19 protein-coding genes are annotated in these 20,370 nt (G+C 63.0%); 11 read left to right on the top strand and 8 right to left on the bottom strand.

The window, feature by feature from the left end:
- Positions 1 to 123: 123 nt before the first annotated feature.
- The 3 genes from ACNAOU_RS14890 to ACNAOU_RS14880 are packed head-to-tail and all read left to right on the top strand — an operon-like array spanning position 124 to position 3,937.
- Positions 124 to 1,215: an ABC transporter permease gene (locus ACNAOU_RS14890; RefSeq protein ID WP_018776455.1), complete on the top strand. Its 1,092-nt coding sequence runs from the start codon at positions 124 to 126 to the stop codon at positions 1,213 to 1,215.
- A 2-nt stretch (positions 1,216 to 1,217) separates the two neighbouring features.
- On the top strand, positions 1,218 to 2,234 hold the full coding sequence (locus tag ACNAOU_RS14885; protein WP_189075181.1) for an ABC transporter permease: 1,017 nt from the start codon (positions 1,218 to 1,220) through the stop codon (positions 2,232 to 2,234).
- Positions 2,231 to 3,937 (top strand): ABC transporter ATP-binding protein, encoded by a 1,707-nt coding sequence (locus ACNAOU_RS14880; protein ID WP_189075180.1) that lies wholly within the window; start codon positions 2,231 to 2,233, stop codon positions 3,935 to 3,937. Before ACNAOU_RS14885 ends, ACNAOU_RS14880 begins: the two co-directional genes overlap by 4 nt.
- Before the next feature lie 71 nt (positions 3,938 to 4,008).
- On the opposite strand, the gene ACNAOU_RS14875 is transcribed toward ACNAOU_RS14880, so the two are convergent.
- Complete coding sequence (locus tag ACNAOU_RS14875; protein ID WP_422757149.1) at positions 4,009 to 4,665, bottom strand: NADPH-dependent F420 reductase; 657 nt, start codon at positions 4,663 to 4,665, stop codon at positions 4,009 to 4,011.
- 92 nt (positions 4,666 to 4,757) lie between these two features.
- Between ACNAOU_RS14875 and ACNAOU_RS14870 the strand changes: the two genes are divergently transcribed.
- Both ACNAOU_RS14870 and ACNAOU_RS14865 read left to right on the top strand, forming a co-directional pair.
- Complete coding sequence (locus ACNAOU_RS14870) at positions 4,758 to 5,147, top strand: chorismate mutase (RefSeq protein ID WP_018776451.1); 390 nt, start codon at positions 4,758 to 4,760, stop codon at positions 5,145 to 5,147.
- Positions 5,148 to 5,150: 3 nt separating this feature from the next.
- Complete coding sequence (locus ACNAOU_RS14865; RefSeq protein WP_422757148.1) at positions 5,151 to 6,185, top strand: hypothetical protein; 1,035 nt, start codon at positions 5,151 to 5,153, stop codon at positions 6,183 to 6,185.
- On the opposite strand, the gene ACNAOU_RS14860 is transcribed toward ACNAOU_RS14865, so the two are convergent.
- Genes ACNAOU_RS14860 through ACNAOU_RS14835 form a run of 6 tightly spaced genes read right to left on the bottom strand, consistent with a single transcriptional unit; the run spans position 6,182 to position 12,228 of the window.
- Positions 6,182 to 6,901 carry a DUF4166 domain-containing protein gene (locus ACNAOU_RS14860; RefSeq protein WP_189075178.1) on the bottom strand — a complete coding sequence of 240 codons (720 nt, stop codon included), beginning with the start codon at positions 6,899 to 6,901 and terminating at the stop codon, positions 6,182 to 6,184. The genes ACNAOU_RS14865 and ACNAOU_RS14860 overlap by 4 nt on opposite strands.
- 24 nt (positions 6,902 to 6,925) lie before the next feature.
- On the bottom strand, positions 6,926 to 8,218 hold the full coding sequence (locus ACNAOU_RS14855; protein ID WP_079580576.1) for a DUF58 domain-containing protein: 1,293 nt from the start codon (positions 8,216 to 8,218) through the stop codon (positions 6,926 to 6,928).
- Between the two features lie 29 nt (positions 8,219 to 8,247).
- Positions 8,248 to 9,366, bottom strand: a complete 1,119-nt coding sequence (locus tag ACNAOU_RS14850) for an AAA family ATPase (RefSeq protein WP_416428182.1) — start codon at positions 9,364 to 9,366, stop codon at positions 8,248 to 8,250.
- On the bottom strand, positions 9,363 to 10,562 hold the full coding sequence (locus ACNAOU_RS14845; protein WP_422757147.1) for a DUF4350 domain-containing protein: 1,200 nt from the start codon (positions 10,560 to 10,562) through the stop codon (positions 9,363 to 9,365). The genes ACNAOU_RS14850 and ACNAOU_RS14845 overlap by 4 nt, the downstream gene beginning before the upstream one ends.
- On the bottom strand, positions 10,559 to 11,197 hold the full coding sequence (locus ACNAOU_RS14840; RefSeq protein ID WP_179128288.1) for a DUF4129 domain-containing protein: 639 nt from the start codon (positions 11,195 to 11,197) through the stop codon (positions 10,559 to 10,561). Before ACNAOU_RS14840 ends, ACNAOU_RS14845 begins: the two co-directional genes overlap by 4 nt.
- A gap of 50 nt (positions 11,198 to 11,247) precedes the next feature.
- Positions 11,248 to 12,228, bottom strand: coding sequence for a glycerophosphoryl diester phosphodiesterase membrane domain-containing protein (locus ACNAOU_RS14835; RefSeq protein ID WP_018776444.1), 981 nt, complete (start codon positions 12,226 to 12,228; stop codon positions 11,248 to 11,250).
- Positions 12,229 to 12,758: 530 nt separating this feature from the next.
- On the opposite strand from ACNAOU_RS14835, the gene mtrA reads away from it, so the two are divergent.
- Genes mtrA through ACNAOU_RS14820 form a run of 3 tightly spaced genes read left to right on the top strand, consistent with a single transcriptional unit; the run spans position 12,759 to position 17,078 of the window.
- On the top strand, positions 12,759 to 13,433 hold the full coding sequence (mtrA, locus tag ACNAOU_RS14830; protein ID WP_018776443.1) for an MtrAB system response regulator MtrA: 675 nt from the start codon (positions 12,759 to 12,761) through the stop codon (positions 13,431 to 13,433).
- Positions 13,405 to 15,363, top strand: coding sequence for an MtrAB system histidine kinase MtrB (gene mtrB / locus ACNAOU_RS14825; RefSeq protein ID WP_422757146.1), 1,959 nt, complete (start codon positions 13,405 to 13,407; stop codon positions 15,361 to 15,363). Before mtrA ends, mtrB begins: the two co-directional genes overlap by 29 nt.
- Positions 15,360 to 17,078: an LpqB family beta-propeller domain-containing protein gene (locus ACNAOU_RS14820; protein WP_018776441.1), complete on the top strand. Its 1,719-nt coding sequence runs from the start codon at positions 15,360 to 15,362 to the stop codon at positions 17,076 to 17,078. Before mtrB ends, ACNAOU_RS14820 begins: the two co-directional genes overlap by 4 nt.
- An 83-nt stretch (positions 17,079 to 17,161) precedes the next feature.
- Here the strand turns inward: ACNAOU_RS14820 and ACNAOU_RS14815 are convergent, their stop codons facing one another.
- Positions 17,162 to 17,683, bottom strand: coding sequence for a hypothetical protein (locus ACNAOU_RS14815; protein WP_422757144.1), 522 nt, complete (start codon positions 17,681 to 17,683; stop codon positions 17,162 to 17,164).
- A 264-nt stretch (positions 17,684 to 17,947) separates the two neighbouring features.
- Here ACNAOU_RS14815 and ACNAOU_RS14810 point away from each other — a divergent pair, with 264 nt between their 5' ends.
- The 3 genes from ACNAOU_RS14810 to ACNAOU_RS14800 all read left to right on the top strand — a co-directional run bounded on the left by ACNAOU_RS14810 (position 17,948) and on the right by ACNAOU_RS14800 (position 20,346).
- Positions 17,948 to 18,112 carry a phosphoribosyltransferase family protein gene (locus tag ACNAOU_RS14810; protein ID WP_229778546.1) on the top strand — a complete coding sequence of 55 codons (165 nt, stop codon included), beginning with the start codon at positions 17,948 to 17,950 and terminating at the stop codon, positions 18,110 to 18,112.
- A gap of 189 nt (positions 18,113 to 18,301) precedes the next feature.
- The gene (gene hpf, locus ACNAOU_RS14805; protein WP_018776439.1) at positions 18,302 to 19,030 is read left to right on the top strand and encodes a ribosome hibernation-promoting factor, HPF/YfiA family; all 729 of its coding nucleotides are present in this window, start codon (positions 18,302 to 18,304) and stop codon (positions 19,028 to 19,030) included.
- A gap of 26 nt (positions 19,031 to 19,056) precedes the next feature.
- Entirely contained in the window at positions 19,057 to 20,346 is a 1,290-nt protein-coding gene (locus ACNAOU_RS14800; protein WP_422757143.1) for a winged helix-turn-helix domain-containing protein, read from the top strand.
- The last annotated feature ends 24 nt before the right edge of the window (positions 20,347 to 20,370 follow it).

The following is a 20,370-nucleotide window of genomic DNA, read 5'->3' as shown; positions in this document are numbered from 1 at the left end:
AACGCTCTGTGATGGGGGAGGCGGGCCACTGATCCAGTGTCCCGCCTCCCTTGCTGACCACCATCGTGGCCGGCGCGTATCAGCCAATCCCGCGCAATCCACGGGCAGGAAATACAGGTAACAATGACAACAGTTATAGAAGTACCCGAGGCTGAGCCCGGGGTAGTTGCTCCCAGGAGCAAGTCCAAGGGCGGGGGTGGACTCGGCAGGTACATCGTGATCCGGTTCTTCCTGATCATCCCCACCGTCTTCATTTTGGTGACCCTCGTGTTCTTCCTGATGAGGGTCATCGGCGACCCCATCACGGCAGCACAGGGTGGCCGGCTTCCTCCCGATGTCCTGGCCCAGCGGATCCACGACGCCGGTTATGACCGGCCGGTCCTGGTGCAGTACTTCGAGTACCTGGGCCAGCTCCTCACCGGCAACTTCGGCACCACCATCACGGACCGGCGTCCGGTCGTCGAGGTACTCTTCACTTTTGGCGCAGCAACGCTCGAGCTTTCCATCAACGCGCTGATCGTCGCGCTCGCCGTCGGTATCCCCTTCGGCCTCATCGCTGCCCAGCACCGGGACAAGACCCCGGATGCCTTCCTGCGGTTCTTTGCAATCCTCTGCTACGCAACGCCGGTGTTCTTCTCAGGGCTGCTGCTTAAGCTGACCTTCTCCGTGTGGCTCGGTTGGCTCCCAGTAGCCGGCCGTGCGTCAACGCGGACTGAACTGACCATGAGCAGTCTCGCGGCGCCGTCGGGCATCTACTGGCTTGATGCCATCCGCAGCGGCAACTTCACGGCACTGGGCGACGTCGTCTCCCACGCCATCCTTCCCGCAATCGCCCTTGGTTTGCTCACCGCCGGCGTCTTCCTGCGGCTGGTCCGCACCAACGTGATCGGGACCCTGGGCAAGGACTACATCGAGGCAGGACGCTCACGGGGTGTCAGCGAGTTCCGGCTCGTGACCAAGCATGCCTACAAGCCGGCCCTCATCCCGATCATTACCGTGATGGGCCTGCAAATAGCGCTCATGCTGGGCGGTGCGATCCTGACGGAGACCACCTTCGAATGGAAAGGCCTCGGATACCAGCTCGTCCAGTACTTGAATGCCCGTGACTTCGTCGCGGTACAGGGCATCGTCGTCCTGCTGGCCATCATCGTGGCCGTCACCAACTTCATCGTGGACATCATTGCCGCGCTCATCGACCCCCGAGTGAGGTACTGACCATGAGCACCCCCACACTCACCCCGCCCAGGCAGCCGCTTTTCTCCCGGCTCCCGGTCATCTCACATCTCAAAAAGAGCGTCGGGCTCCAACGCGGCATGCTCGTTGTGGGCGTCGTCCTCAGCGGGCTGTTCATCCTCACAAGTATCTTCGCGCCGCTGCTGGCGCCATACGGCTACTCCCAGCTCAGCGATGCATCTGGTTCCTTCCCCACCCAGCAAGCGCCGGGCGGCAAGCACCTGCTGGGAACCACTGTTGGCGGCTACGACGTCTTGTCGCGTGTCGTTTGGGGATCGCAGACCGCTGTAACGGTCATTATTGTCTCCGTTGCCATGTCACTGTTCCTCGGCGTCGCCCTTGGACTGCTTAGCGGGTACTTCGGCGGGTGGCTGGACCGGATACTGGTTGTGGTGGCCGACGCCATCTATGCCTTCCCCACCCTGCTTCTGGCAATCGTCATTTCCATCGTCATCAGCCGTGGCCAGTCCAGCTTCTGGGGCGGTATCTTCTCTTGCGCGTTCTCCATCACTGTGGTGTTCGTTCCGCAGTACTTCCGGGTGATCCGCGCCGAAACCATCAGGCTCAAGGCCGAACCGTTCGTTGAGTCGGCCAAGGTCCTTGGCGCCTCCAGCATGCGCATCATCGGGCGCCACATTTTCAAGAACGCCACCCGGACCCTGCCGCTCATGTTCACCCTCAACGCCTCCGAAGCGATCCTCACGTTGGCGGGCCTGGGCTTCCTGGGCTTCGGCATCGAACCCACCTCCGCGGCGGAATGGGGATTCGACCTCAATAAGGCACTGGCAGACACCTCCTCCGGTATCTGGTGGACAGGTGTCTTCCCCGGCATCGCGATCGTGCTCACTGTCCTGGGCCTCACACTCGTGGGCGAGAGCATCAACGACCTCAACGACCCCCGTATCCGGGGACGCAAACGTGCCGGAGGTGGCACCTCCACACCAGGAACGCCATCCGCACCAAGAACGCCGTCCACACCGGCAGAGGCAGGAAAACCATGACCACCAACCTTGGCCAGGTTTCGGACCAGGCACCCACAGGCCAGCCAGTACTGACCATTGACCGGCTGCAAGTCACCTTTGCCACCGACGGCGGAGACGTCCACGCAGTCAAGAACGTCAGCCTGGAGGTGAACCCCGGCGAAGTAGTCGCGATCGTGGGGGAGTCCGGTTCCGGAAAAACCGTGACAGCCAAGACCATTCTTGGCCTGCTTCCGGAAACAGCCATCAGCTCGGGCGCAGTTCTGATCAACGGCAACAACGTCATCAGCGTCAGCAAGTCCGCGCTGCGCAAGATCCGTGGCCGCGACGTGGCGATGGTGTTCCAGGAACCTTCCACCGCCTTGAACCCGGTCTTCACCGTCGGGTGGCAAATTGCCGAAGGCATCCGGGCACATTCATCCGACGGCAGGCGCATCTCCGCCAAGGAAGCGAAACAGAGAGCCACCGAGGCACTGCGCAAAGTGGGCATCCCCGACCCCGAGACCCGGGTCAACTACTACCCCCACCAGTTCTCCGGAGGACAGAAGCAACGCGTGGTCATCGCTGCCGCGCTCGCCTTGGATCCGGGGCTGATCGTTGCTGATGAGCCCACCACCGCGCTCGACGTCACCGTACAAGCCGAGATCCTTCAACTGCTCCGGGATCTGCGGGACAACTACGGGACGTCCATTGTGCTCATTACCCACAACATGGGCGTCGTGGCCGACCTGGCAGACAGGGTGGTCGTCATGTACCAGGGCGATGTGGTGGAGGAGGCACCCTCGAAGGTCCTCTTCGCCGAGCCCCGCCAGGAGTACACCCGCAAACTCCTCGCCGCAGTGCCTCACCTGGGCCGCCATTCGGCCTCCGAAGGAGCCCGCAGCAGGCTTCACCAGGATGGAAAAGTCCTGGTGGAGGCAAAGAACCTCACCATTGAATACCCGGGCCGTTTCGGCAGGCATGGGTTCAAAGCGGTGGACAATGTCAGTTTCACTGTTTCGGAGAACGAGGTCTTTGGCCTGGTAGGGGAGTCGGGTTCAGGCAAGTCCACCATCGGACGGGCCATCGCCGGCCTGAACCGGACAACGGGCGGCAGCCTGAAGGTGCTGGGTTACGAAATGCTGGACTTCAAGGAGCGGACTTTCCGGCCGCTGCGCAAGGAGATCGGCTTTGTATTCCAGGATCCTGCAGCGTCTTTCAACCCGCACCTCACCATCGGTGAGTGCGTCGCCGAGCCGCTGATGATCCACACCAAGCCAGGTGCGGCTGAGGCGCGGAAAAAGGTCGGCGAGTTGCTCGAGTCAGTCCAGTTGCCGGCGTCTTACGCGCAGCGGTACCCGCACGAGCTCTCCGGCGGACAACGCCAGCGCGCCTCCCTGGCACGATCCCTGGCGCTGAACCCCCGGCTGCTGATCGCCGACGAACCGACGTCCGCGCTGGATGTGTCGGTGCAGGCCAAGGTACTGGACCTGTTCAAGGACATCCAGGAACAGTTCGGATTTGCTGCCCTCTTCATCAGCCACGACCTCGCAGTGGTGGACATGCTGTCCCACTGGGTGGGCGTCCTCTACAAGGGACAACTGGTGGAGCAGGGGATCGGAAACCACGTGATGGGCTCACCGCAGCATGAGTACACCAAGCGTCTGATCGCCTCCTTGCCGGTGCCGGACCCCGAAGAACAAGCACGACGGCGGGAAGCGCACCGGGCACTGCTGGGCGGCTGACTCCCGGAGCCGAGTGCAGAAAGGCGCGTCCTGCGGTGCGGGGCGCGCCTTTCCGGGCTATGGCCGGGCAGCTACTCGGAGACGATGGCGATGTTGAACATCTTCCCTTGCGGCTGCTGCATGAAGATCCGCAGCCACAGCGGCAACCACATTTCCATGCCCCGTGCCGCGTCCAGTCCACCCAGGTCCCGGATGTGCCCGGGTTCCCACGCAAATTCCTGCAGCAAAGCAGAAACGGTGGACTTGGCGTCCAGGTCGTCGCCCGCAATGAACATGTCATGGGGCCCGGGAAGGCGGCCCGGATCCACCATCACCGGTGCACTGACCGTATTGAGCGACTTGACCACACGGGCCTTCGGGTAGCTCCGTTGGATGGTCTCGGCGATGCTGTCCGTGTTGCAAACCGTCAGAGGGGGCGGAAAGCCTTTGGAGCCATCCAGCGGGTTGGACACGTCAAGGAGGACCTTTCCGTTGAGGTTGTCCGCACCCGCCTCGGCAAGGATGGCCAGGCTGACTGTTCCCGGCGTGGCATTGATGATCAGGCCGGACCGGGAACACGCTTCCGCAAACGAGCCCGCATGCCCCCGGGCTCCCGCCTGTTCCGCCCACTGCATGCCCTTGGGGTTGCCTGATTCCCGGGACCCCATAGTGACTCCATGGCCCAGCTCCACCAGCTTGCCAGCCAATGCATGGCCCACCATCCCCGTGCCCAGAACCGCGATTTCCATGAAAGCTCCTTTGCCGAAACTGCAGTGATGGTGCCATTGTGCTCCGCTTCATACGCGGAAAACACTGCGTCCCGCACCATAGACTTGGATGCATGACCGAGCAGAACAATGCCCTTCCCCATGACGACGATTCCTTCAACCCGGCCGCGAGCTCCCTGGCCGGCCACGTTGACCGCTCCGTCATGGACGAACTGCTGTCCATCCGGTCCAGCATCGACAACATCGACGCAACCTTGGTCTTCCTGCTCGCGGAGCGGTTCAAGGCGACGCAGAAGGTGGGAGTGCTGAAGGCAACCCACAAGCTGCCGGCCGGGGACCCGGGCCGTGAAGCTGCCCAGATAGCCCGGCTCCGCCGTCTTGCCGAGGACGCCCACCTTGATCCTGCCTTCGCCGAGAAATTCCTGAACTTCATCATCAGCGAAGTGATCCGCCACCACGAGGCCATCGCCGAGGATCACCAGATTTCCAGCCAGCAGGCCTGATCCATGTCCTCTGTGACTGACCTGCGTGCAAGCGCGACTGCCCTGGGGCCGTGGCCGGGTAACGATCCCGCCGAGGCCATCCGGATCATCCGCGGGGAGCTGGGGGACCCGCATCTTCCTTTCCTGCCCGAACTGCCGGCCCGCGGGGTCGGGTCCGATGCCGTCGGCCGGACGGGTTCACTGCTCGTGGACCTGGACATCGACGTCCAGCCGCATGGATGGCGTTTGGTGGACAGGCCCGGCAAGGATGAACGGCGCGCGAGCTCGGCCCTGGCAACGGACATCAACATTCTGGCCGACGTGGCCGGTGCCGAGGACGTCTCAGCGACTGAACTCAAGATCCAGCTGATGGGCCCGTTGAGCCTGGCCGCCAGCCTTCACCTGCACAACGGCGAACGCGCGCTGCTGGACTACGGCGCCAGGCGGGACATTGTGGATTCTTTGGCGGCGGGCGTAGCGGAACACCTCCGCAAACTCTCCGCGGCCGTACCTGGCGCCCGCCTGGTGGTCCAGGTGGACGAACCGGAGATCGCTTCAGTCATGGCCGGGACCATCCCGACGGCGAGCGGTTACCGAACGCTGAGATCCATCGACGGCGAGGAAGTCACTGGCGCGTGGCGGTTGGTGATCGACGCACTCAAAGCTGCGGGCGTCGTCGAGACCGTCATTTCCGTCCCGGAAATCGAAGCACCCATTGATCGGATACTCGCCGCGGGTGCCGACGGCGTGGCGGTGCCGTTGAGGGCGCTGACTACACGCCAATGGGAGCAGCTCGCCGGTGCCGTGGAGGGCGGGAAGCGGGTATGGGCCGGTGCGTTGCCGACCGGCGATCCCAGGGCCCTGCTACCCAAGACCTCCGACGTTGTGGAGAGCATCTGGAAGCCTTGGCGCCAGCTCGGCCTGGAGGCCTCCGGCCTTGCCGGTCTCCGGGTCACACCTTCCACGGGGCTGGCGGACTTTACGCCGTCGGCGGCCAAGGACGTGCTGACGAAGCTGACAAAGGTTGCCGATGGCCTGGACCAACTGGCCCAGGGCTAGATCCGCGGCTCCCAACGGTCCGGTTCGGCATAGCGCGGAAGGGCCGTGCCGGGGGCGGCGCCCGGCAGATAGGGCGCAAGCCGGTAGTCGAAACGACCCGCGTACACCAGCACCAGGCCGATCTGCGGCTGGATCACTTTGACTTGGATGCGGTGCTTGCCCTCGGCCTCATCCCACCACTGTTCTGCGTAGGCTTTCGCATCCAACGCGGCTGGGAGGGGAAGGCGCAGCGGTCCCAGGAACAGCCGGCTCGCCCTGGAAATACCGCGAAGGCGGCCTTCATCGGTAACCGTGACGTCAAGGTCCGTGACCAGGCGGCGATACCGGCCAATATGGTCCACCAAGCGCGCCCGTTCGTTGGGTTGCTGTCCCGACGGCAGGACGGCGCTCGTCGTATCGTGGAACAGCCGCGTGCCGGTGGGGAAGTAGATCTCCCGCCTGGCCGTCAGGGCCGGACGGCCGAACGGGTCAACGTGTGCGTGGTTCTCGATGCGGAAAGGAATGCCCTCACCGTACTCCGGGAAGAACGCTTGCTCGCTCCCCGTGAGGGCGAGCAGGGGCCGCAGCCACCTCTGCCGGCAACCGACGACGTCAAAAATACCCTCCCCGATGCCATACGATCCGGAGCCGGCCGCCAGGGAAAAGTACTCCTGCACTTCCGGAGCCAACCTGGTGAAGTCATCACCGAGGGCAAGCTGGTAAATTGGCGCGTTCATGGCTGTCCTTCCTGGATCTGGAAACTAGAGACGACCGGCTGCTTTGAGCCTTATGTAGGTATCGGCCAGCAAAGGCGGCACGTCCAGCGGTTCGGCATCCACCACTTCGGCGCCAAGCTGGCGCAATTGGGCAGTGACTGCCGCGCGCTCAAGAAGCGCGCGTTCGGCAGCGGCGGCCCGGAACACCTGGCTGGCCGTGGTCCGTTCGGCCTTCATCGCCGCAAGCAGGGGATCGCGAACCGAAGCAACAATCACCACGTGCTGGCGGGACAGTTGCGCCACGGTGGGGAGCAGTCCTTCTTCGGGGGCCCCGCCGTCGAGCGCCGTCAAAAGCACCACCAGCGAACGGTGCGCCGACACGGCGCGTACTTGCCCCGGGATCTGCTGCCAGTCAAGTTCGATCAGCTCTGCTTCCAACGGCGCCATTGCCTGGACGAGCTGCCCCAGCAGGTTCCCCTTGGACGCCGACTCGACCCTGGCACGGAGCCTCCGGTCATACGCAAGGAAGTCCACGCGGTCCCCGCCGCGTTCGGCCAGCACCGCAAGCAACAGCGCTGCCTCGATTCCCGTATCGAGCCGCGGTTCGTCCTCTATCCTGGCGGCCGCTGTTCGGGACGTGTCAAGCACGACGACGACACGACGGTCGCGTTCCGGGCGCCAGGTCCTGACCACCACGGACGTGCGGCGGGCGGTGGCGCGCCAGTCGATGGACCGGACGTCATCGCCCCGGACGTAATCCCGTAGCGAGTCGAACTCGGTTCCGGCACCGCGGATCTGCACCGCTGCGCGGCCGTCCAGTTCACGGAGCTTCCTGAGCTTGGAGGGAAGATGGCGTTTCGAATGGAATGGCGGCAACACCCGCAACTGCCCGGGGAGTGGCCGGGCGCGTTGTCGGGCTGCCAAACCCAAGGGCCCCAACGAGCGGATGGTCACGTGCGGGCTTTCCAGATCCCCGCGTCTCCTGGGAACCAACGTCACAGTCATCCGGCGACGCTCGCCCGCAGGAACGGCCAAGCGTTGCACGGGATTCGTGGCTCCGGCGGACGGCTGCCACGCATCCCGGATGACGGCGTTCAGTTTCCGTCCGGTGGCGTTGGTCACCGACACCACAGATTCCGCGCTGCCTGCCAATGTGACATTCCCGGGTTGCAGACGCTCCAGGACAAGCTTTGCCGGGGACGCTGCCAGAAGCAGATCCAGAACAAGCGCCATTACCAGGACCACGCACAGCAGCAGTACCGTCGGCCAGGACGGGAACAGCACCAGTGGCACCAACCCTGCCAGGGCCAGCACTACGAAGCGACCGGTGATGGCCATTCAGGCCCCCTCGGCCAAGCGGACTCGGATCACCGCGGCACCGGAACCGAGGCGAGAATGCTCCCCAGGACGTCGTCCACCTGGATACCGTCCATTTGGGCTTCGGGCCGGAGCCCCACCCGGTGCCGGAGGCACGGAAGTGACAAAGCTTTGACGTCGTCGGGTGTCACGAAGGTCCGGCCGGACAGCCAGGCCCACGCCTTGGCCGTATTGAGCAGTGCCGTGGCACCACGGGGGGAGACGCCCAGTTGGAAGGACGGAGCGGACCTGGTCGCGCGGACAATGTCGACGATGTAAGACAGAAGTTCCGGAGCAACGGCAACCTGTGCAACTGCAGCCTGTGCCGATGAAAGGTCCGAGGCGCCCGCCACCGGCCGTACCCCGGCCGCAGCAAGGTCCCTCGGGTCAAAGCCATTGGCATGGCGTCGAATGACCTCGATCTCCTCCGCCCGTCCGGGCAGCGGCATGGTCAATTTGAGGAGGAAGCGGTCAAGCTGAGCTTCCGGGAGGGGGTAGGTTCCTTCGTACTCCACCGGGTTCTGGGTTGCCGCCACGATGAAAGGGACAGGGAGGGGACGCGAGACGCCATCAACCGACACCTGCCGCTCTTCCATCGCTTCCAGCAATGAAGCTTGGGTCTTGGGCGGCGTCCGGTTGATTTCGTCGGCCAACATGATGTTGGTGAAGACAGGGCCCTCGCGGAACGTGAATTCCGAGGAATGGGAGTCATAGACAAGCGAGCCCGTCACGTCGCCCGGCATCAAGTCCGGGGTGAACTGAACACGCTTGGTGTCCAGGCTCAGAGCTGTGGACAACGCCCGCACCAGGAGCGTTTTCGCCACACCTGGAACACCCTCCAACAGGACATGCCCGCCACAGAGCAGAGCGATCAGCATCCCGGTCACAGTGGGATCCTGCCCGACGACGGCCTTGCCGACTTCATCACGCACATTCAGCAGCGACTGGCGCGCCGGGTCCCCGGCAACCTGACGCTGGTGGTTTTCGTCGCTGGCCGGCACTTGGTTGTGCTGTGTCGAGGCATCGCCTTGCGGCGCGGCGTCGTCTTGTGTCATCGGGGCGTGTCGTGGCATCGCCCCGCCCGTGTACTGGCTGTTTGAGTCCGTGTAGCTGTTCGGCTGGCTGCTCATCGGCTCCTGGCCTCCTGTTCTATTCGTTCAAGCTCTTGTGCCCACTGCACCAGTTGTCCTTCGGTTCCCGGCCTGAAGTCGACCAGGACTGAACGTACTTCCGGGGCCGGCCTCCCCAGCCGCCGGGCGGATGCGTCCACTACGGCGTCCGTGCTTGCATCCGCTCCGAGGTTGAAATGGCGGGCAAGGCGGGTCAGGGTGCCCGCCCGCAGGTTTCCGGCCGCTCGTTCCACTGCCCGCGCATCCTGGTAAAGCCGGGCCCTTCCTTCGGCCGTTTCTGCTGCCTTGACCACAACGGGAAGAGGTTCGAAAACAAGGGGTCCCAGCCGCCGCCCACGCCAGCCGATGGCCAGCAGCGTCACGATGCCCAGCCAGGGCCCTGCGTAAGCCAACCATTTGGGTGCAAGTTCGCTGAGTGTGGGAGCCGTATCGGTCGCGGAGATGTCCTTGACTCCGGGCAGATACCAGATGAGGTCGGGGTTGTTCCCCAGTGTACGAAGTGCCAGTGCGGCGTTGCCCTGCGTGGCAAGATGCTCATTGTCCACCAGGTCCGTGCTGCCCAGGACTATCAACCGGCCGTCGGTTGATGCTGCATACAAACCGGGCCCGTCACCGCGGCTGGAGTAGCACATCTCGGGTCCCGCATAGACGGAGCCCTGCGCTGACACCGGGCCCGAGACCGTGGCATCCTCCACGGTACAGGCAGGTTCGATGACCGTTTGGCCCTCGGGAATCACACCGCCGGGACGGAATCCGGGACCAAGCCCGTTGAGTGTTCGCAGCCTTGGCTTGACCACCACCACGCGGTCTGCGGCTGCCGCGAGGTCCTGAATCCGGGATTGGTCGAGGTACCCGCGGGGGTCATAGAGAAAGACCGTGGTCTGGTCCTTATCCGACAACGCCGACACCGTGTCGTCGTAGGAATCCGTGGTGGTCAGGGCCACTCCGTGCCGTCCGAGGATCTCCGCTGCGGCCATTGCCCCATCGGGGGCCGGGTTCCGCGCGGAGAGCGCCCGGGAGTCCGTCCCGCCGGACATGCTGGTGACGGAAAGATACGTCACCAAACCCACCAGAAGTGCGCCGAGCGCAATCCATGTCAGGTGTTTCCGGAACCATTGGGTGAAAGCCTGACCGGGGGAGGGGACAGGGGATCCTGCCTCATGATCCTGAGCGGGCTCTTTGGCGGTCAGTGTCATCGGGGCACCGCGAATCCAGTGTGGACGGCGCCGTCAAAGTCGGGCTTCATCGTCAGCAATTCGGCATCCAGCCCGCGGGTGGACTCATAGTCGGCGCGGGTTGCACCCTGCTCACCGTAGCGGACGGCATCGAACAGGAGGGCTGCTGCGCCCAGGCGCGGTTGCACCGTGCTGAAGACCTGCCCCAGTTGCGCCGATGCTTCATCCGCGGTCCTGCCGGCCCGGACATCGATGATGTCCCGCTCTTCCGCCGATCGGACCAAAGCCCGGAACTGATCGACGACGGCGGCCGCCCAGTCGCCGTCGTTGGCAGCAGCTGACGCCCGTCTCCGGTAACCGTCGGCGTCGGCGGTGGCGTCGGCACCATAAATGTCATCGGTGCGGTTGGCGCGGCGGGCATTCAGCCGGGGTCGGACCACGAAAACCGCCACGATGATGAGCACCACGGCGATGGCAACAATCGCGGGCAGGGCGAAGTTGGTGCCCGGACCTGTTCCGTCGCCCTCCAACGATGAAAGCCAATCAAGGAAGTCACGCCATAGCTGGTCCAGCCATCCGGGGCGGGCATCGGAATATTGGGGTTTTCCAAGTTCTTCGATGGCCCAGCGCCGGGCTTCGTCGCGCTCCGGAGTCACAGGTGGTTCCATCGATAACAAAGGAGTAATCACTGCTACGGGTGATGCCGTCATACCGTGGGCCAGCCGACAGGACCCGGCGCAGCCGAGGGGCCGCCGGGCACTCCGTCAGGGTTGGCGCCCGTCTCCAGCATCCTCATCAACTCAACATCAAGGCCGTCGCGCCGCATGCGGAGATCCATGTAGATCAACGCAGAGACAGAGGACTGGAAAGCGAACGTCACCGATCCCACGAGGGCTTGGATTGCGGCGGTGATGACAGTGGTGATGACAAGCATGGAAGTGGTGGTTTCAGCATCGGGATGGGGTGCCACGGTTTCGCTGATGAATGCTGCAGCCAGGGATGCCGGGATCTGGACAACCTGGGCGATGATTCCCAGCATCAGGGTCACCACCAGGGTGATCCCGAATATCCGCCACCAATTGTTCTTGGTCAGCTGCCAGGACCGGAGGAGGCCGTCGTAGACGCCCGTTTGCTCCACCACGATGACGGCCGGCGAAAGCATCAGTTTCAGGGCGATCCAAACAAAGACGACGATGGAGCCAAGGCCGAGGGGAAGGACAATCAACAGCGCACCGGGTCCCATCGCGGTCAACAGGAGCACTGCGATGCCCACCACGGCGGCCCAAGCCAGTATTCCGCCGATGGTCAACAGTCCGGCAACGCCCAACAAGGGAAGGATCCGTTTCCCGGCAAGCTTCCACATCTGTTTGAAGCCCGTCCGCCGGTTGAGGACGGAACGGGCGACAGGGACTGCCAGAACACCCTGAAGGACAGACCCGAGGAATCCAAGCAGCAGCGTGACCCCGAGGGCTCCCGCCATAATGGCGAAAATCGGGCCCATGGCTTCAGTGAATTCAGCCCTGGAGTCCACTGATTCCAGGGAGACCGTCATTTGGAGCATCACCAGTGAGATAACCCCGGTGAAGACTGCTCCCAGCGCCTGCACGAGCAACGCCGAGCCAAACATGGAGGCAGCGTTGCGACGGATCGTCTGGAAGGATCCGTCCAGGATTTCGCCGAACTGCAACGGACGCAGCGGGATGACTCCCGGTTTGGGAGGAGCTATGTACTGAGGCTGGCCATACGGAGGTCCCGGTGGCCATGCAGGACCAGGGGCGCCCTGCCAATTCTGTGCCTGGTTTTGGGGGGCCGTCCACGCCGGCGGTCCGCCCCACTGCGGTTGGCTACCCCACGCAGGCTGTGCCCCGGGCACCTGGCCACCCGGTACTTGACCACCGGGTACTTGACCACCGGGCGGCATCCCGTATGGTGGCTGGTTTCCCGACGCCGGCTGGCCATCTGTCGGCGAATGATGGCCGTGGTCTGGCTGTGACACGTTTCCTCCCCATGAGGTCCGGTCCGCCGACAGTCGACGTCCCCCAGGCGGACCTTCGCACCCAGCCTATAGTCCCGCCGTCGTCCCTCATAGCCCGCCGCACGAGCAGTGTTTGCGGGCGTGCCGCGCCCCGGTGCAGTACGGTGGAACTGCCCCTTGGGCGCCATGCCGTGCACGGCGCCCAACAGGACAAAGACTTGGTGATAAGGGAATATATAACTATGAAGGCACGCATTCTGGTAGTTGACGACGACGAAGCACTCGCAGAGATGATTGGCATCGTCCTGCGGAATGATGGCTTCGAGCCGGTGTTCTGCGCAGATGGCGGCCAAGCACTGGACGTGTTCCGTTCGTCCAAGCCGGACCTGGTGCTGCTGGACCTTATGCTGCCTGGCTCCGACGGCATCGAGGTATGCCGGCAAATCCGTGGGGAATCGGATGTTCCGATCGTCATGCTCACCGCCAAGTCGGACACCTCGGATGTAGTTCGCGGACTCGAATCCGGTGCAGACGACTACGTTCCGAAGCCCTTCAAGCCCGCCGAACTGGTTGCTCGCGTCCGTGCGCGACTGCGTCCGGGCGACCAGAAGGCCCCCGAGACCTTGCGCATTGCGGACGTGACCATCGACGTCGCCGGTCACCTGGTGACCCGTGGGGGAGACCGCATCTCGCTTACTCCCCTAGAGTTCGACCTCCTGGTTGCCTTGGCGCGGAAGCCGTGGCAGGTCTTTACCCGTGAATTGCTCCTGGAACAGGTCTGGGGCTACCGGCATGCCGCTGACACGCGTTTGGTCAACGTCCACGTCCAGCGTCTGCGCTCCAAGATTGAACGCGATCCTGAAGCGCCTGAGGTCGTTTTGACGGTGCGTGGTGTCGGATATAAAGCAGGTTCCTGAGTCTCCGGTCGGGAAGACCGGCACGCCTGAAGAAGCCCAGGGATCATCAGGTCCTGACGCAGAAGGCGTGGGTACCGGAAGCCCGGCTCTGCCGTCCACACCGGAACCATCACCACCGCGGCCGGTCCGGAACCTGCCGTGGTTCTTCTCACGTGCCCGGATCTGGACGCGTCGCGGGCTGATCCTGGTCCTTCGGGTTTCCCGCCTCGTTTCCATCGGCGTACGCCAGATCAAACCGGGGTTGCGCTTCCTGTGGCGTTCGATCCTCCGCCGCTGGCGGCGTTCCCTGGAGTTCCGCACGGTCCTCACCACCTTGCTGCTGGCCGTTACATCCTTCGCGATCGTCGGCGCCTACCTGTCCAACCAGATCGCCAACAACCTCTTCCAGGAACGCCTGGCCCAGGCTGAATCGGAGTCCCGCTACAACGTCAAACAAGTCCAGGACACGTTCGACGGCGCACAGGTCACCGACCAGTCGAGCGTCATCACCCTCGTCTACGACACGTTGACAGCAGTCGAAGGCCGCGGCTCGGTCATCCAGCGCAGGTATGTCTTCGAAGCGGCACCGGAGCAGACCAAACCCCGCAACCGGTGGGTCGAGTCGCGTGCCTCGGACCAGCTGACCATCCGGGTAATACCCCCCGACCTCCGCAAGGCCGTTCAAGAAGGTGGCAAGCAACAGTTCTGGGCACCTACCCAATTCCCTGTGGGCAATGAGGACCGCCCCGGCATTGCCGTTGGAAACAAAGTCACCTTCAATGGCACTGTCTATGAGCTTTACCTGATTTACGACCTCAACACCGCGCAACAGACCCTGGATGAGATCCAGAATGTTCTGTGGGCAGGAGGTGCAGCCCTTGTCCTGATGATCGGTGCCATTGCCTGGTACGTCACGCGAAACGTCGTCAGTCCGGTCAGCCATGCCGCCGTCGTCTCGGAGAAGCTGGCTGCAGGGCAGCTGCAGGAACGCATGGTTGTGAAGGGCGAAGACGAAGTAGCCAGGTTGGGCGCATCCTTCAACCACATGGCGGCAAGCCTTCAGGAACAGATCACCCAGTTGGCTACTTTGTCGCAGATGCAGCAACGCTTCGTCTCCGATGTGTCCCACGAATTGCGCACTCCGTTGACCACCGTGCGGATGGCGGCCGAAGTCCTCTTCGATGCCCGTGAGGATTTCGACCCCATGAACAAGAGGTCGGCCGAGTTGTTGTACTACCAGGTTGAGCGCTTCCAGTCATTGTTGTCGGACCTGCTGGAAATCTCCCGCTTCGACGCTGGTGCCGCTGTCCTCGACGCCGAACCCCAGGACATCTTCCAAGTCGTAGCCCATGTGATGGAAGGCGCGGCTCCCGTGGCCGTAGAGTACGGTTCGGAAGTCCGCCTCAACGCGCGGGAGAAGAACATCATCGTGGAGATGGATTCGCGGAGAATCGAAAGGATCCTCCGCAACCTGTTGCTGAACGCGCTTGAACACGGCGAAGGCAAACCGATCCATATTTCGGTCGCGGCCAACCACGACGCCGTGGCCGTGTCCGTCAGGGACCACGGAATAGGTATGAGCCAGACTGAGGCGGCCCGGGTATTCGATCGTTTTTGGCGCGCGGACCCAGCACGTGCCCGGACCACTGGTGGCAGCGGCCTTGGCCTTTCAATCGCGGCCGAGGACACCAAACTCCACAACGGGTGGCTGCAGGCATGGGGCCAAAAGGGCTCCGGATCCAACTTCCGGTTGACACTGCCTCTCCGGCAGGGAGGTTCGATCGTCAAGTCCCCGCTGCTGCTTGAGCCTGCAGACATTGATTTCCCCGGTTCCGCAAGTGAGCGCCAAGTACTTGTGATCGGTACCGAAAACACCAGCACCGCGCCTGAATCCTCATCGGACAGCGAAGAGCCGGCCGCCCGGGATCACGAAGCAGGGGAGAAGCCATGACTCAGCCCGGACGCCGGCGCCGCGGGGTAATCCTCGCGCTGTTGGCTGTCATCATGCTGCTGCTCTCATCCTGTGCACAGATTCCGCGTTCGGGCCCGGTTGGCAAGAGCAAGGACGAAGGCGCTGGAAATCCCAACGCACCGGTGTTTTTCCCCGCTGCGCCCCGTGAGGGATCAAGTCCCGAAGCGATCATCGAGGACTTCTACATGGCCGGCAGCGGCTATGAGGATGACTATCCTGTGGCCCGCCAGTACTTGACGCAGGCCCAGTCGGTTACGTGGAAGCCGGATAAGCGGGCGATCGTTTTCCGCGAGGCAGAAGTGGTCAAGTCCTCCGGGGAAAACGAGTACCTTTACGTGCTCGACCTCGCCTACTCCGTGGACGCCGACGGCGTTGCGACGCAATACCCGCCCGGGACCAAGGAGACCATCCCGCTGACGCTCGAACAGGTGGAGGGTCAGTGGCGGATCTCCAAGGTGCCGGACGGAACCGCGATTCCCGAGGAAACGTTCAAGGTGATCTACGGAGCGTTCCCCATCTACTTCTATGACCCAACCTTCACCTATGCGGTGCCCGATTACCGGTGGTTCATCAAGAAGAACACGGTCAAATCCATGACCAGTGCCTTGCTGGCCGGTCCGGCGCCGTATCTGCGGGGGGCAGTTGTCAGTGCCTTCCCGTCAGGAATGAAGCTCGCGCGTGAATCCGTTCCGGTCGTTTCAGGTGCTGCGCAGGTGGATCTCTCGGCCAAGGAGTTGTTCGACGCTTCTGCGGAAGACCGCCAAAGGATGCAGAACCAGTTGGCTCTAACGTTCCGTAGCCAACCGGATGTCATCAACGTGCAATTGCGGGCAGACCAGGACCTGGTCCGTGTCGAAGACAATGGCACGGTCCTGCCACCAGTGGTGGACAAGACCGTTCCGGCCAGGCAGATCGCGGTGAACAACGGCGAGCTGGTTCGTTACGAAAACAACCGGATCACGCCGCTCCCCGATATCCAGTCGGTCGCCGGACTCGGTCCGCATTCGCCTGCCGAATCACCTGCATCCCAGACAACTGCCTTCCTCAACGGGGACAAGACCACCCTCTATTCGATCGAACCCGGCCAGCCCGCCCGCCAGCTGACTACCAGAAGTACCCTCACCGGGCCATCCTTCAGTCCGCAGGACTGGGTGTGGACAGCGGGTCCGGGGGCCAACGGGGCGGCAGAAGTGGTGGCCTACAAACCCACCGGCATCGCACCCGGTATGGCAATTCCCAACGTGACCATCACCCCGTCATGGCTTTCCGGTCGCACCGTGAAGGACTTCAGGGTTTCCCGGGAGGGAACCAGGGCGCTGGTCATTTCCGAGGCCAACGGGAAATCCACCGTGCAGATCGCCGGCATCGTCCGTAATCCCGATGGCGTGCCCAAGGATCTCACTGCCCCCATCACGCTCCTCACCACCGGGGCGGCAGACCAGGGAGTATGGGTGAATGCTTCGACCGTGGCAGTGATGTCCGCTTCGGCCACGTCCACAGTGGTTCCGGAGCTGCTCTCCCTCGCATCTGGTGAAGCACAACAACTCGCACCCTGGGATGGCCTGACCAGCATCAGCGCGGGCAATGGTCCCGAGCAGATCTTCGGCCAATCCGAGGCCGGAATCTTCCAACGGGTCGGAAACGGCTGGGAGCTGCAACTCAAAGGTCCCACGGAGCCGGCTTTCCCAGGGTGAGACCTGCGGACAGAGTATCCACATAGCACGCTTCGTATCTTCATCCTTCGCTGGCCCCGGTACAAACTGAGTCGATGAACCTTTCACCCGGCAGTTGGCCGTCCGGCGGAGGAAGCCGTGCCGCGCCGGACCCTGACCTGCTGGCGCCCGACCCGGGGAGGGCACGTCGCCGCGGACGGGACAACAGTCGGATTGCCCGGCTGATTGCGGCCTTGGAAGGCGCGCTGGAAGACCTTCGGACAATTGTGGTTCCGGTCGAATGCGTCTGTTGCGGTGCGGAAGATACCGTCCTTTGCGCAGGCTGCGCCAAGCGTGTGCGCCAATTGTGTGGTCAGCCCTTCCGGGCAGAGCTGCAATCGCCGGCCCTTGTTACTGTCGACGGCGGAGCGAGGCTCGGCGTGGTGGCTGCGGGACCCTACCGGGACGAATTGGCACAATGCCTGCTTTCGTTCAAGCATTACGGCCAGTGGCGACTGGCGGGTGTTTTGGCAGGATGCCTTGGGAAGGCCGTGGATGCTGCCGTCGGCAATGAGAGCGGCTATTGCCTTGTGCCCGTTCCCACCAGCGGCGGCGCCTACCGTAAGCGTGGATTCAGTCCACTGCATTTGATGCTCCTCATACTCCGGTTGCGCCACTCGCAGGCCCAATGTCCACACCGTGATGTGTTGACCAAGGTGCGGTTTTTACCCTTCCGCAGGGACGGTCGGGGATCCCTTCAGGCCCTGTTGCCAGGAATCGCGGATGCAATTCCGGGTCGTAAAGGCAGCGACGCCGTTTCAGGCCAGAAGGGGCTGGGGCGCGGAGAAAGGGCCCGCAAAGTCAGGGGTTCCATGCGCGTCAGGCGTACACGGACCAGACTGATCCAGGGAATGGGATGCATCCTTGTGGACGACGTCCTCACGACAGGGGCAACTCTGGCCGAGGCAGCACGTGCGGTGGAGGCCGCAGGAGGCGTGGTCTGCGGAGCAGTCGTGTTGGCGGCCACGAGGCCACCAGCCTACGCCTCAATCGCGCCCGCACACGACCACCTGTGAAGCTGTTAAGACTCAATCAAAAAATAAGTGGCCAAAGGATGAATAACGCGTTGCGATGAACTAACGTCGATTGTGGGTACCAAGAAAAGATGTACCTGTCGATAGCGGCTCGGAAAGGGGCTCGACTGTCCGTCAGATCAGCCCCCAACAGTGCCGTTGTCGTGTCACCTGAGTTATTTGGAGGGCACCATGGAGTTCATGATCAGCGGACGAAATCTGACAGTTTCAGACCGCTTTCGCGAATACGCCGGCGAGAAAATCTCAAAGATTGAATCGTTGGGGGACAAGGTCCAGCGAGTTGACGCCAAGGTTTCCAAGGAAACCAATCCCCGGCAGACGCCGGGCGAGCTCACCGTCGAAGTGACAGTCCTGGGCCGTGGCCCCGTCATCCGTGCAGAGGCCACAGCCGCTGACAAATTCGCTGCCTTCGATCTGGCGTACAACAAGCTGCTTGAGAGGCTTCGTCGTGCGAAGGACCGGAAAAAGGTGCACCACGGCCGGCACACGCCCAAGGCCGTGCGGGAAGCTACGGCAACTCTTGAACCCGCGAGTGCCAACGAGCCTCTCTACGTGGAGGCCAGCAACCACCAGGAGGCTGCTGCGGAAACAGTGGAGCATTCTCCTTATGACATCGAGAACGACATCCCCGCCGGCGACTCGCCTGTTTTGATCCGCCGGAAGGTGTTCCCTGCGGCATCCCTGACCCTGGATGATGCGGTGGACAACATGGAACTGGTGGGGCACAACTTCTACCTCTTCCTGGATAAGGAAACCAACGCTCCATCGGTTGTCTATCGGCGCAGTGGCTGGACCTACGGTGTGATTACCCTCGATTCCACCTGCGAACCCGGCGAAGATGCCGTCGAGGAGAAAATCCTCGCGTATCGGTCCGATGACCAAGCAGCCACCGCCAAGTAAGGCCTGCATCTGACGAAGGGATACCAATGACCGCTTCGCTGAGCCTCTCACAGGCGCGGCGGATCGCATTGGCAGCTCAAGGATTGGCAAAGGTCCGGCCCGCTGGCCCCGTGACTTCACGGGCAGTGGGCCGGACCTTTGCCCAACTGCAGCTTGTCCAGATCGATTCTGTCAATGTCCTCGCGCGGAGCCACTACCTTCCGTTCTTCTCGCGGCTGGGAAACTACGACACCAACATTCTTTTCAACCTCTCGTCCCGCAAGCCGCGGAAAATGATGGAGTACTGGGCGCACGAGGCAAGCTTCATACGACCCGAGCATTTTGCGGACCTGCTTCTGTGGCAAAAGCGCGCGTGGGTGGGGGCGCATCGCCTGGATCCGGGTATTCGTCGGGACATGGAAGACCGGATTTTGGCGGCTCTGGGCAGCGGGCCGCCCATGACGGCGTCGGAACTCACCGCAAAACTCGGACACACTCCCGCAGCCGATCGCGATAACTGGGGCTGGAACTGGAACATCGTCAAAAGGGTCCTGGAACACCTTTTTGAAGAAGGGCGCGTTTCAGCCGCTTCGCGGACTCCCCAGTTTGAGCGCAAATATACCCCCACCTCCCGGGTGGTCTCCACCTATCCCACGGTTGCCGTGGATGCTGAGGAAGCCCTTGACCGCCTTATTGAGGCAGCAGCCCAGGCCCACGGCATAGGAACCGTAAGGTGCTTTTCCGACTACTTCCGGACGCCGCTCAAAGCGGGGGCGGAATCAGTCCGAAGGCTGGTGGGCGCGGGCGTGCTGGAGCCAGTGACGGTCCGGGGATGGGAACGGGAGGTTTTCAAGCACGTCAATGCCAGGCTTCCACGGAAGGCCGAAGGGCGGGCGCTGCTGAGTCCCTTTGACTCCCTTGTCTTCGAACGGCGGCGTCTTGAGGAACTGTTTGGATTCCACTACCGGATCGAGATCTACACCCCTGCCGCGAAGCGCCGGTTCGGCTATTACGTGCTGCCCTTCCTGCTCAGGGAGGGCCTCGCAGCCAGGGTTGACCTGAAGGCAGACCGTGCATCAGGTCAGCTGCTGGTTCGCTCGGCGTTCCGTGAGCCGGACGCGCCGGCGGATACCGCCGTCGAGCTCGCTGCTGAACTTGGGCTCATGGCGACTTGGCTCGGACTGCAGGAAGTGGTGGTGTGGCCGGTAGGGGATCTCGCCGGTGACCTGGCGGACGCGGTCACAGGACGTCCGGCGCATCCCTATGCCGAACCCCGAAACGCCAGTCCGCTCAGAGGTGAACCCGGCCACGCTGCCTTGGTCTCTCCCGTAGACTGAAACAGCCAGAATTCGGCAGCATGA

The organism is Paenarthrobacter sp. C1 (assembly GCF_049315185.1).
GTDB classification, from domain to species: domain Bacteria; phylum Actinomycetota; class Actinomycetes; order Actinomycetales; family Micrococcaceae; genus Arthrobacter; species Arthrobacter nicotinovorans.
The sequence above is the reverse complement of the archived record's forward strand: the minus strand, read 5'-3'. Positions and strand labels throughout refer to the sequence as shown.